This window comes from Streptomyces sp. WAC04114 (assembly GCF_019733245.1).
In the GTDB taxonomy this organism is placed as follows: Bacteria; Actinomycetota; Actinomycetes; order Streptomycetales; family Streptomycetaceae; genus Streptomyces; species Streptomyces massasporeus_A.
Window position 1 is genome coordinate 1 of sequence record NZ_JAIGQA010000238.1, and the last position, 10,473, is coordinate 10,473.

Consider the following 10,473-nt stretch of genomic DNA (forward strand, 5'->3'; position numbering starts at 1 on the left):
GCCCCCAGATCGACCACACCCCCGGCATCGAGGAACCCCAGCACGAACTCCTCCGCCCCGGCCTCACGCAGCTCACCGGCCACCCGCACCAGCCGTTCGACATCCCCCGCCGCGAACCCGTCCGCCAGCCGGATCATCACCCGCAGGGAGATGTCGACCGCACGCCGGATCCCGGCGACGGTGGCGGCCGACGGCGAGAGCCCGTCGGCCGCCATGTCGGTGACCAGCTCGAGGCGGTCCGCGCCTCCCTCCTGGGCGGCGACCGCGTCCTCGACTCCGAGGGCGATCACCTCCAGGACTGCACGCTTGCTCATGGGGCCCCTTCGTCGGCATGCGTCGGCGTTTCAGATGACAGGTCTAGTCCAATCAAGACTACGCTGCCCATCCACGCCGCCTCCGACGCCCCGGGGGCGGGCTCAACCGAAGATGTTCAGTTCCTTCGCCTCCACCCCGGCCAGCTCGAACGCCGGAACCCCGTCGACCGGCCGCCCCGCGTACAGCCGTACGAGCGTCGGCCCGTCTCCGATGAAACGGCCCGGGGGCCGCTCCCCGCCGCTCTGCCCCAGCCGCAGCGGCTCGTCCAGGTCGTCGAGGTCGGCGTGCACCGCCACGTGCCCCCGCTCGCGGGTGATCCGCGCGAGCAGCGCGAGCGCGTCCGGCAGCCCGGCCCCGCCGTACGCCCCCGGCTCCCCGAGGGCCTCGCGCACGTCACCGGCGTGCACCCACTCCCCGAGGGCGAGACCGTCCAGCTTCCCGTCGGCCCCGGCGATCACGGGCCCGGCCGCCCCCATCCCCCGCTCCAGCTCGTCGACGACCTGCGCGTCGCTCCAGCCGGCCCGCTCGGCGATGTCCCGGTCGTTGGCCTCGGGCGAGAACACGCCCTCCTCGAACCGGCCCTCCACCACGCGCGTCAGCGTGGCCGAGCTGTGCGCCAGCACGTCCCGCACCGTCCAGCCCGGACACGCGGCGACGGGCCGCGCGAAGTCCTCCCCGGCCCGGCCCCGCAGCAGCGGGATCAGCGCCTCACGCTCGATCGTCAGCAACCGCCCGGGCTGCTCGGGGTTCCGTACATCAGGAACATCAGCAGGAGTCGTCATCCCCCCACGCTAGGTGCCCGACCCGTCCCGGCGGGAGAATGCCCCCATGTCCGACCTCGACTCCTCGCACTCCCTGCGCACCCGCTTCGCCCGCACTCTGGAAGCGGCCCGGGGCCCGGCCGGCGGCCCGGACCCGGCGCCGTACGCCGAGGCCCTGCTCACCCGCTGGCAGGAGCCGCAGCGCCGCTACCACACGGTCGAGCACCTCACGGCGGTCCTGGACCGTGTCGACGAACTGGAGCGGTACGCACGCGACCCGGACGTGGTCCGGATGGCCGCCTGGTTCCACGACGCGGTCTACCTGCCCGACCGCTCCGAGAACGAGGAGCGCTCGGCCCGCCTCGCCGAACGGGCCCTCGCGGAAGCCGGCGTCCCGGACGCGAAGACCGCCGAGGTGGCCCGCCTGGTCCGGCTCACCGTCACCCACGACCCGGCCGACGACGACCCCGACGGCCAGGTCCTGTGCGACGCCGACCTCGCGATCCTCGCCTCGCCCCCGTCGGCGTACGCCGCCTACACCACGGCCGTCCGCGAGGAGTACCACTTCGTCCCGAGCGACGCCTTCCGCGAGGGCCGCGCCGCGATCCTGCGCCAACTCCTGGACCTCCCACACCTGTTCAGGACGCCGTACGGCGCCGCGAAGTGGGAGGCCACGGCCCGCTACAACCTCACCGCCGAGCTGGAAATGCTGTCGCCCCCGCCCCAGGACGCCTCGTAGGCTGCCCACCATGTGGACAACGGGAGCCGAACAGGTGGAGCAGGCCGTCGCCGAGTGCGTGGGGCTGTTGGGGGCGGTCGCGGAGCGGGACTGGGAAGGGGCGCGGGCCGGGCGGCTGGAGTGGGACTGCCGGGAGACGGCGGTGCACGTCGCCGAGTGCCTCGTCGCGTACGCGGGCCAGTTGGCGGGGCGGGAACAGGACGGGTACTCGCCGTTCGAGCTGTCGATGGAGGAGAACTCGGGCAACGGGGACGTGCTGCGGGTGATCGGCACGACGGGTGCCCTGCTCGCCGCCGCGATCCGCACCGCCCCGCGGCACGTACGGGCCTTCCATCCGTATCCGTTCCGCAGCGCGAACCGTGAGGGGTTCGCCGCGATGGGCGTGGTCGAGGTGCTGCTGCACACGCACGACATCGCCGAGGGGCTGGGCCTGTCGTACGAACCGGCGCCCGAGCTGTGCGACTTCGTGCTCGGCCGGATCTTCCCGCACGTCCAGCCGGGACCCGCCCCGTGGCCGACCCTGCTGTGGGCCACCGGTCGCGGCGAGCTCGACGGCCGCGCCCCGCTCACCGAGTGGCGCTGGAACAACAACCTGGTGATCGACGCCGAGCGGATCACGCTCCAGGGCGTCACCCCGGCCGCGGCCACCGATCTGTCCACGGTCGGCGACGGCGGCTTCGAGTGGATCGAGGGCGGCCCGGTCGAGGGCACCCGGGTCGGCGCCGGACTGGTGTACAAGCAGTACGAGGACGGGGTCCACCGGCCGGAGTGGGGCATGTACGTGCTGGTCCGGCGCGAGGACGAGCGCGCGATCGGCGCCATGGGCTTCCACGGCGTCCCGGACGGGGCGGGCCGGGTCGAGGTCGGCTACGACCTGGTCGACGGCGCCCGCGGCCACGGCTACGCCACCGAGGCGCTGCGCGCGCTGACCGGCTGGGCGCTGGACCGGCCCGAGGTGCGGACCGTCGTCGCGAACGTCGAGCGGGGCAACACGCCCTCGCAGAACGTGCTCGCGCGGGCCGGTTTCACCCAGGTCGCCGAGGACCCCGAGCACCTGACCTACGAGCTGCGCGGTCCCGGCGAGGGATAACGCCCCTTGGGCCGCCGCAGCCCGGACGCGTGCAGCAGCCGCACCACCTCGCGGCTGCTGACCTCCACCGCCCCGGCCCGCACCGCGTCGGCGTAGCGCCGGTCGGGGATGTCGTAGTGGTCGCGTTCGAAGGCCCGGCGGGGGACGCCGAGGCCGGCGGCGAAGGTGTGCAGTTCCTCGTAGGAGACGTCGCTGACGAGGTGGGACCACAGGCGGCCGTGGCCGGGCCAGGCCGGCGGGTCGATGTAGATCGTCACACGGGCCTCACGAGGACGCCGGCCCGCCGATGGCCTCGCCCAGCGATCCCACGGCGGCGACCTTCACGCCCGCCTCGCTGCACACCCAGTGCGGGTCGGGCCCCAACTCCGGCTCCACGTCGAGGGCGTGCGGCTCGCCCGCGCCGCACACCGGGCACAGCGGCCAGCGGCCGTAGCGCTCCAGCAGGGAGTCCTGGACGTCCTGCGCGACCAGGCCGGCCACGTACCGGGCGCCCTCGGGCCACTGCTCGACCCACCATCGGCGCTGCTTGACGGACTCCTCGACCAGGGAGACGACATCGGCGTCGGCGACGCGTCCCGCGACGAGGTCGGCCAGCACGAGGGCGCGCGCGGCGTGCAGCGCCTGCTCCAGGGGGCTGATGGGATCCATGCACCCATTGTGCGCACTCTTGACCCGAACGCCGCCCCGAAAATATCTTTCAATCGTGACCCGAGACGTGAAGGAAATTTTCGCCCGCGAGCGCGGCGGCCCCTCGGGCGCGAGCGGCGCCCCGCCCGCCCCGGCCGCCCTCGCGGCCAAGGTCCGTACGCTGGGCCCGTCGATGACGCGGTCCATGCAGCGCGTCGCCGAGGCCGTCGCGGGCGACCCGGCCGGCTGCGCGGCCCTCACGGTCACCGGCCTCGCCGAGCTCACCGGCACCAGCGAGGCGACCGTCGTACGCACCGCCCGCCTGCTGGGCTATCCGGGTTACCGGGACCTGCGCCTGGCCCTCGCCGGGCTCGCCGCGCAGCAGCAGTCCGGCCGCGCCCCCGCCATCACCACGGACATCGCGGTGGACGACCCGATCTCCGACGTGGTCGCCAAGCTCGCCTACGACGAGCAGCAGACCCTCGCCGACACCGCCGCCGGGCTCGACACCGTCCAACTGGGCGCGGCCGTCACCGCCCTGACCACGGCCCGCCGCACCGATGTGTACGGCGTCGGGGCGTCCGGCCTGGTCGCCCAGGACCTCACGCAGAAGCTGCTGCGCATAGGGCTGATGGCGCACGCCCACAGCGACCCGCACCTCGCCGTCACCAACGCCGTGCAACTGCGCGCGGGCGACGTCGCGATCGCCATCACGCACTCCGGGTCGACGGGGGACGTCATCGAGCCGCTGCGGGTCGCCTTCGAGCGCGGGGCGACGACGGTGGCGATCACCGGCCGCCCGACCGGCCCGGTCACGCAGTACGCCGATCATGTCCTCACCACGTCCACCGCACGCGAGAGCGAGCTGCGTCCGGCGGCCATGTCGTCCCGGACCGGTCAGCTCCTCGTGGTGGACTGCCTGTTCGTGGGGGTGGCGCAGCGGACGTACGAGACGGCGGCGCCCGCGCTGTCGGCGTCGTACGAGGCGCTGGCCCACCGGCACCGTTCCTGAGGCAGCCGCCCCGCCCAGCACCGGAAGACACGGAAAGAGCCGTTCATGACCTCCACCTCCCACCCCCGTGATCTCAGAACCGAGTTGGAGTCCCTGACCACCGAGGCCTTCCGGCCGGAGCTCGCGGACATCGACCGGCTGCCCACCCTCGACATCGCCCGGCTGATGAACGGCGAGGACGCCACCGTGGCCGGGGCGGTCGCGGCCCGGCTGCCGCAGATCGCCGCCGCGATCGACGCCGTCGCGGAGCGGATGGCCCGGGGCGGCCGTCTGGTCTACGCGGGCGCGGGCACGGCGGGCCGGCTGGGCATCCTGGACGCCTCCGAGTGCCCGCCCACGTTCAACACGGACCCCTCCCGGGTCGTCGGCCTGATCGCGGGCGGCCCGGACGCCATGGTGACCTCGGTCGAGGGCGCGGAGGACTCCCGGGACCTGGCGAGGGCCGACCTGGAGGCCCTCGCCCTGACCCCCGACGACACGGTGGTCGGCATCTCCGCCTCCGGCCGCACCCCGTACGCCATCGGCGCGGTCGAGTACGCCCGGGACCGCGGCTGCCTCACCATCGGCCTCGCCTGCAACCCCGGCAGCCCGCTCGCCGCAGCCGCCGACCACGGCATCGAGATCGTCGTCGGCCCCGAACTGCTCACCGGCTCCACCCGCCTGAAGTCCGGCACGGCGCAGAAGCTCGTCCTCAACATGATCTCGACGATCACGATGATCCGGCTGGGCAAGACCTACGGGAACCTGATGGTCGACGTCCGCGCCTCGAACGACAAGCTCCGCGCCCGCTCCCACCGCATCGTCGCCCTCGCCACCGGTGCCGCCGAGGAGGACATCGAGCGGGCCCTGACCGCCACGGACGGCGAGGTCAAGAACGCGATCCTCGCCCTGCTGGCCGACGTCGACGGACCGACGGCGGCCAGGCTGCTGGAGGAGTCCGACGGCCACCTGCGCGCGGCCCTGAGAGCGTGCCGCCGCTAGGGGGTGTGCTGCCGCCGGGCCACCGGGCCGTCGACCGATTGTCGGCCCCCGGTGCTTTCATGGGGGTATGAGCAGCAGAAGCGTCGTCGTGGAACGGCGGATCGCCGCCGGGCAGAGTGCCGTGTGGAGGGCCCTGACGGACCTCGCAGACATGGAGCGCGTGCTCAGCGGGGTCACGAGGGTCGAGGTCCTCACCGAGGGCGGCTTCGAGGTCGGCACGCGGTGGCGGGAGACCCGGCGGATGTTCGGCAAGGAGGCCACCGAGGAGATGTGGGTCACCGCCTGCGAGGCGCCCGATCGCTATGTCGTGGAGGCCGACTCGCAGGGCACCCATTACGTCTCGGAGTGGCAGCTGCGGGCAGACGGTCCGTCGGCGACCACGGTACGGATGACGTTCGGCGCGGAGCCGGGAGGCGGTGCCCGGGGGTTCCTCGCCAGGCTTCTCGGCGGCGTGGGGGCGCGCGCCGTGCGCAAGGCCATCGAGAAGGATCTCGACGACATCGCCTCCGCGGTGGAGGAGCGCAACGGCTGAGTCGACGCACCTCACCTCGGCTTCGGCGCCCGGTTGACCTGCCTCACACGCGCCCGCAGTGCCTCCCGCGCGGGCAGCGAGCGCAGTACGTCGGTGAGGTGCTCGGCCGTCCGTACGTTGCAGCGCCCCAGATCGACCAGCGCGTACGGCTCGTCGCTCGCGCCGGTCACGGGATCAACGCCCAGCGACGGCAGCACGACCCCGACTCCGGCGAGGGCGTCCCGCAGCGACTGCACGATCTCTTCGGTCGAACGCACCGTTCCTACCTCCACGCTGAGTTGGTGATTCACCACACAGCGTGGCCGACGCGTCTCTAACCTGGCCAGATACGGCGGTCCAACAACCGATCTGTAAGACAGGGAGTTGCCCATGCCCGGTTCCAGGGACCTCGACCCGTCCTCCTCCCCTCGGGCCCTCCTGGGCGCCGAACTCCGCCACGCCCGCGAGAAGGCCGGCCTCAGCCAGGAGGACTTGGGCCAACGGCTGTTCGTGAGCGGGTCGTTCATCGGGCAGTTGGAGGCGGGGACGCGGAGGCTGCAGCGGGAGTATGCGCGGTTGCTGGACGAGGTGTTGGGGACGGAGGATTTCTTCCAGCGAAACTGTGCGGCGGCGGCAAAGTCCAAGTACCGCGCGCACTTCGCAGAAGCAGCAGAGGTGGAGACCCAGGCCTCGGCCATCAGGGAGTACACATCGATGCTGATTCCCGGACTGCTCCAGACACCCGCCTACACACGAGCCGTCAGCCGCGCTTACCAACCCTCAGCGGCAGACGAGGCCATCGAGGCGCTGGTGACAGGCCGGATGGAGCGGGCGCGAATTCTCCGCGATCCAACAAAGCCTCTGTTGTGGACGGTGATTGACGAGGCCGCACTGCGCCGCGCGACGGGCGGGCCGGAGGTGATGGCGGCGGCTCTACGCCACCTCATCGGCCTGATCCGCGGGAACCGCGTCATCGTTCAGGTGCTGCCGTTCGACGCAGGGGCTCACCCGGGGATGCAGGGGTGCGTCAGGGTGATGGACTTCGACGACGCCCCTCCACTCGCCTACCTGGAAGGGGTCGACACCGGGCAACTGGAGGACGACCCCGCCACCGTCGCGCGCTACAGGCTCTACTTCGAGCTCCTCACGGCTTCGGCGCTCTCGCCTGAGAAGTCCCTGGCCCTCCTCGATGCGATGGCGCAGGATTACGACCATGAGGAACACGCCTGAGTGGTACAAGTCCAGCTACAGCGGCGGCACCGGCGACAACTGCCTGGAAGTCACCCAGGCATTCCCCGATGTCATCCCCGTCCGCGACTCCAAGACCCCCCACGGCCCGAAGCTCGTGTTCCGGGCCACCGCCTGGTCCGCTTTCGTCGAGAACCTCAAGGACGAGACGGCCTGAGCTTCGGGATCCGAGCTTCGAGCTCTCTTTTCAAGGAATGGATGGAGGGTCTCAACCCACCCTCCCACCCGGTGAGTTGACGCGCCGCAGCCGGTTTGCCACGGACAGTCACCTGCCTCTAACGTTCTCGCGACAAGCAACAGCCCCCGCCCGGTGCTACCAACACCTGCGGGGGCTTAACCATCGAGATCGAGACCGAAAAGAGCGATCCCATGGCTGACGCCAACTTTAGTGCCGCCTCCCCGTCCGCGCACCCCATGGCCAACCCCGGCTATGGCAAACGCGCGACCCCCGAGCAACCCCCGCGCACGAACCACGACTTCGCCCACCTCCCACCCCGCGAAGCCGCCATCGCCGCTACCTGGACCGGCTCCCCGACGGCGCGGACATCTCCGTAAAGACGCTGTCCAAGCAGCTCCCGTACGGACAGTGCGCCCTCGGCACCGCCCTCAACCGGATCCAGCAGGCAGGGCACCTGCGCCGAGGCCGGGAGTGTGTGACGGCGGACGACGGCAGCTCCCGCTGGATCACCCGATCGTGGTGGTCCCGTACCGCCAGGGACGACGACTGGTGGACGGCGTTCACCCGTGGCGAGCCACCACGGCCTCAGGCGGCACGCCCCACCCGCTCCCGCGCCCACACCCTCCTGGCCGCCCTCGGCCGCACGGCACCCGTCCTTTCCCTCTCCGAGGCAGACTGCGCGACCCTCGCCCCACTCGTGACGGACTGGTTCGAGCGGGGCGCCTCGGAGGAAGACGTACTGCGCGCCCTCACCGCCGGCCTGCCGACACCCGTCCACCACGCCGCCGCCCTGGTCCGAAACCGCCTGACCAGCAAACTTCCGCCCCCACCCACTCCACGCCCACCCCTGCGGGTCCTGGAGTGCGCGAACTGCGGAGCCCCGGGGCGTCCGGAAACCCTGCCAGGGGGACGTTGCGGCGCATGCCGGGGCGAACGCGCCCCCGCGCAACCAGCCGCACCCCTTTCCGCCCCCACGGTCCACGCCCACGCGGCCGGAATCCGAGCGGCGATGTCCCGACGACGCCACGACTACGCCGACTGACGACAATGGACTCATGAACCACGCCCAGCTGACCGCCCTAGGCCGCGCCCTCCGTCTGCTCGGGGAGCACGGGGAGGCCCTGTCCGCCGACACCCCGGACGCCAAGCTGCACGAGGTCAAGGCCGATCTGAAGCGCGCCCTGGACCTCCTGGAGGACAGCGTCACCACGGCCGCGCCCACTACCCGCTGCCCCGAGCACCCGAACGGCCCGGTCGACGAGGCCGCCCCGGATCTGTGCCTGCTGTGCGAGACGCGGCGCAGGGCGGCCCGCCGGGCGGAGTTCAACGGGCCCGCCCCGCAGCACCGGCCCGCCGAGCCCGCGCCGTCCCGCTACGGCGTGCGCGGCGACCGTCCCCAGCCCCAGCAGCGCTGGCTGGCGGAGCTGTGGAACGGTCAGACCTGGCAGCTGTGCGGCACCCCGCGCCGGGACCGACGCGAGGCCGAACTGTTCATCAACGCCCAGCGCAAGGCTCCCCGGGCCGCCATGGCGTACCGCCTGGTGCACGAGTTCACCGACTACGAGGTGCTGCGGGTGTGGGGGACGCCGGTGCGGGTGGACATCGAACCGATGGGCAACCTGTAGCGGCCCGGGCTCACAGCAGCGGCAGGGGCAGGAACTCGTGCCCCTCCCACAGCCGCCGCGACCGCTCCTCCGGGTACGCCCGCACCTCCGGCTCCGCGTCCAGCACCTGCACCAGCCGCCGCTCGTCGTCGTACGCCGGCCAGCCCGGGTCGCCCGACCTCGCGAAGGACGTCCAGGAGGCACGGAAGCGGGACGAGAGCGCCAGGGCCTCGGCGGACGGCTCCGCGCCCGCGAACAGCAGCAGCCCCAGGTCCGCCCCGTACGTGCCGAACAGCAGCGGGATGTCCAGGGCGTGGCAGGCACCCAGCGCACCGCCGTTGCCCGGGGCCGGCCAGGTCAGTTCGTAGACGTGCGCGCTGCCGCCGCCCGCGCGCTGCGCCTCGGCCAGGTGCAGGGACGGCATGTTGAACAGCCAGTCCGTCTGGACGCGTTCGTAGAGCTCGCTCGGGGAGGCGTCGGGGAAGGCGTCGCGATACGGCTGTTCACCGCTGGGGGCGAAGAGGCTCAGGGCCGAGGCCGCCCTCTCGTCGGATATCTGGCCGAGCTGTCCGGCCAGGGCGATGAAGAGGCGGTACTCGTCGCGGTTGTGGCCGACGAGGAGGTCGATGTCCGCCGCCGATCCGGACCGCAGCGCCTGCCACGGGCTCGTCGGCAGGACCTCGCCATCGACGACCGGGGCGAACGGCGTGACCGTGGGAGCCGCCTGACCCCAGCGGTCGATGTGCTGGAGCATCTTGGCGCTCAGCGTCTCGCCCGCCGAGGTCAGCCGGTGCGGGGCGATCGTGGAGAGGTCGGCGACCGTGGGGCGCAGACCCACCTCGGCGGCGAGGGCCGTGCCGATGTCCCGGGCGAGCGCGTCGGAGAAGAACGTCCCCGGCACGCTCTGGGCGATCGCCCGCCGGAACAGCCCGGCCGCGCGCGGCATGGAGAGCAGCGAGGCGACCGAGCCGGCGCCGGCCGATTCACCGAAGACCGTGACCTGGTCGGGGTCGCCGCCGAACGCCTCTACGTTGTCCCGCACCCACTCCAGCGCGGCCACCTGGTCGAGCAGTCCGCGGTTGGCGGGCGCTCCCTCGATGTGCGCGAAACCCTCCATGCCCAGGCGGTAGTTGAGGGACACGACCACCACGTCGCCGTCGGCGGCGATGTGCCGGGCGTCGTAGCCGGGGCTGCCGGAGTGGCCGAGCTTGTAGGCGCCGCCGTAGATCCACACCATGACCGGGCGGCGGGCCGCCGGGTCGGGCTCGGGCGTCCAGACGTTGACCGTGAGCCAGTCGTCGCCCTCGGGAAGGTCGAGCAGGCCCGGGCCGCCCAGGTTGCCGAGGTCCTGCGGGGGCGGCGGGCCGAAGGCGTGGGCCTCCCGTATGCCGTCCCAGGGCTGGGCGG

At 72.6% G+C, this 10,473-nt stretch carries 14 protein-coding genes and 1 pseudogene; 9 read left to right on the top strand and 6 right to left on the bottom strand.

All coding sequences use genetic code 11. From position 1 onward, the window contains the following. Together K4G64_RS35910 and K4G64_RS35915 are read right to left on the bottom strand one after the other, a co-directional pair. A partial coding sequence (locus K4G64_RS35910; RefSeq protein WP_308122581.1) for a copper homeostasis protein CutC occupies nt 1–314 on the bottom strand: 314 nt, incomplete at its 3' end. Between the two features lie 102 nt (nt 315–416). Next, nucleotides 417–1,097, bottom strand: a complete 681-nt coding sequence (locus K4G64_RS35915; protein ID WP_221760083.1) for a maleylpyruvate isomerase family mycothiol-dependent enzyme — start codon at nt 1,095–1,097, stop codon at nt 417–419. A 46-nt stretch (nt 1,098–1,143) separates the two neighbouring features. Between K4G64_RS35915 and K4G64_RS35920 the strand changes: the two genes are divergently transcribed. Then, nucleotides 1,144–1,815, top strand: coding sequence for a hypothetical protein (locus K4G64_RS35920; protein WP_221760084.1), 672 nt, complete (start codon nt 1,144–1,146; stop codon nt 1,813–1,815). A 10-nt stretch (nt 1,816–1,825) separates the two neighbouring features. Continuing rightward, complete coding sequence (locus K4G64_RS35925; RefSeq protein ID WP_260461448.1) at nt 1,826–2,905, top strand: GNAT family N-acetyltransferase; 1,080 nt, start codon at nt 1,826–1,828, stop codon at nt 2,903–2,905. On the opposite strand, the gene K4G64_RS35930 is transcribed toward K4G64_RS35925, so the two are convergent. Next, on the bottom strand, nt 2,875–3,162 hold the full coding sequence (locus K4G64_RS35930; RefSeq protein WP_221760085.1) for a DUF4031 domain-containing protein: 288 nt from the start codon (nt 3,160–3,162) through the stop codon (nt 2,875–2,877). The genes K4G64_RS35925 and K4G64_RS35930 overlap by 31 nt on opposite strands. 7 nt (nt 3,163–3,169) lie before the next feature. Further along, a complete protein-coding gene (locus K4G64_RS35935; RefSeq protein WP_031103587.1) occupies nt 3,170–3,553 on the bottom strand; it encodes a hypothetical protein in 384 nt (127 codons plus the stop codon). 55 nt (nt 3,554–3,608) lie between these two features. On the opposite strand from K4G64_RS35935, the gene K4G64_RS35940 reads away from it, so the two are divergent. The 3 genes from K4G64_RS35940 (at nt 3,609) to K4G64_RS35950 (ending at nt 6,057) form a co-directional block, all read left to right on the top strand. Next, nucleotides 3,609–4,544 (top strand): MurR/RpiR family transcriptional regulator, encoded by a 936-nt coding sequence (locus K4G64_RS35940; protein ID WP_221760086.1) that lies wholly within the window; start codon nt 3,609–3,611, stop codon nt 4,542–4,544. Between the two features lie 45 nt (nt 4,545–4,589). Further along, nucleotides 4,590–5,525, top strand: coding sequence for an N-acetylmuramic acid 6-phosphate etherase (gene murQ, locus K4G64_RS35945; protein ID WP_221760087.1), 936 nt, complete (start codon nt 4,590–4,592; stop codon nt 5,523–5,525). A 67-nt stretch (nt 5,526–5,592) separates the two neighbouring features. Then, nucleotides 5,593–6,057, top strand: coding sequence for an SRPBCC family protein (locus K4G64_RS35950; protein WP_221760088.1), 465 nt, complete (start codon nt 5,593–5,595; stop codon nt 6,055–6,057). An 11-nt stretch (nt 6,058–6,068) separates the two neighbouring features. On the opposite strand, the gene K4G64_RS35955 is transcribed toward K4G64_RS35950, so the two are convergent. After that, entirely contained in the window at nt 6,069–6,314 is a 246-nt protein-coding gene (locus tag K4G64_RS35955) for a hypothetical protein (RefSeq protein ID WP_221760093.1), read from the bottom strand. Nucleotides 6,315–6,426: 112 nt separating this feature from the next. Between K4G64_RS35955 and K4G64_RS35960 the strand changes: the two genes are divergently transcribed. The 4 genes and pseudogenes from K4G64_RS35960 to K4G64_RS35970 all read left to right on the top strand — a co-directional run bounded on the left by K4G64_RS35960 (nt 6,427) and on the right by K4G64_RS35970 (nt 9,087). Continuing rightward, a complete protein-coding gene (locus tag K4G64_RS35960) occupies nt 6,427–7,266 on the top strand; it encodes a helix-turn-helix transcriptional regulator (RefSeq protein WP_221760089.1) in 840 nt (279 codons plus the stop codon). Continuing rightward, entirely contained in the window at nt 7,250–7,441 is a 192-nt protein-coding gene (locus K4G64_RS35965) for a DUF397 domain-containing protein (protein WP_185007207.1), read from the top strand. Before K4G64_RS35960 ends, K4G64_RS35965 begins: the two co-directional genes overlap by 17 nt. Nucleotides 7,442–7,698: 257 nt before the next feature. Then, nucleotides 7,699–8,504: pseudogene (locus K4G64_RS40800) on the top strand (hypothetical protein). A 13-nt stretch (nt 8,505–8,517) separates the two neighbouring features. Further along, complete coding sequence (locus K4G64_RS35970) at nt 8,518–9,087, top strand: hypothetical protein (RefSeq protein ID WP_221760090.1); 570 nt, start codon at nt 8,518–8,520, stop codon at nt 9,085–9,087. 10 nt (nt 9,088–9,097) lie between these two features. Here the strand turns inward: K4G64_RS35970 and K4G64_RS35975 are convergent. After that, a partial coding sequence (locus K4G64_RS35975; RefSeq protein ID WP_221760091.1) for a carboxylesterase/lipase family protein occupies nt 9,098–10,473 on the bottom strand: 1,376 nt, incomplete at its 5' end.

Excerpts from the sequence above, each read along its gene's own strand:
- K4G64_RS35950 (WP_221760088.1), top strand. The coding sequence starts at position 5,593 with ATGAGCAGCAGAAGCGTCGTCGTGGAACGGCGGATCGCCGCCGGGCAG.
- K4G64_RS35935 (WP_031103587.1), bottom strand. The coding sequence starts at position 3,553 with ATGGATCCCATCAGCCCCCTGGAGCAGGCGCTGCACGCCGCGCGCGCC.
- K4G64_RS35960 (WP_221760089.1), top strand. The coding sequence starts at position 6,427 with ATGCCCGGTTCCAGGGACCTCGACCCGTCCTCCTCCCCTCGGGCCCTC.
- K4G64_RS35925 (WP_260461448.1), top strand. The coding sequence starts at position 1,826 with ATGTGGACAACGGGAGCCGAACAGGTGGAGCAGGCCGTCGCCGAGTGC.
- K4G64_RS35970 (WP_221760090.1), top strand. The coding sequence starts at position 8,518 with ATGAACCACGCCCAGCTGACCGCCCTAGGCCGCGCCCTCCGTCTGCTC.
- K4G64_RS35920 (WP_221760084.1), top strand. The coding sequence starts at position 1,144 with ATGTCCGACCTCGACTCCTCGCACTCCCTGCGCACCCGCTTCGCCCGC.
- K4G64_RS35965 (WP_185007207.1), top strand. The coding sequence starts at position 7,250 with ATGAGGAACACGCCTGAGTGGTACAAGTCCAGCTACAGCGGCGGCACC.
- murQ (WP_221760087.1), top strand. The coding sequence starts at position 4,590 with ATGACCTCCACCTCCCACCCCCGTGATCTCAGAACCGAGTTGGAGTCC.
- K4G64_RS35915 (WP_221760083.1), bottom strand. The coding sequence starts at position 1,097 with ATGACGACTCCTGCTGATGTTCCTGATGTACGGAACCCCGAGCAGCCC.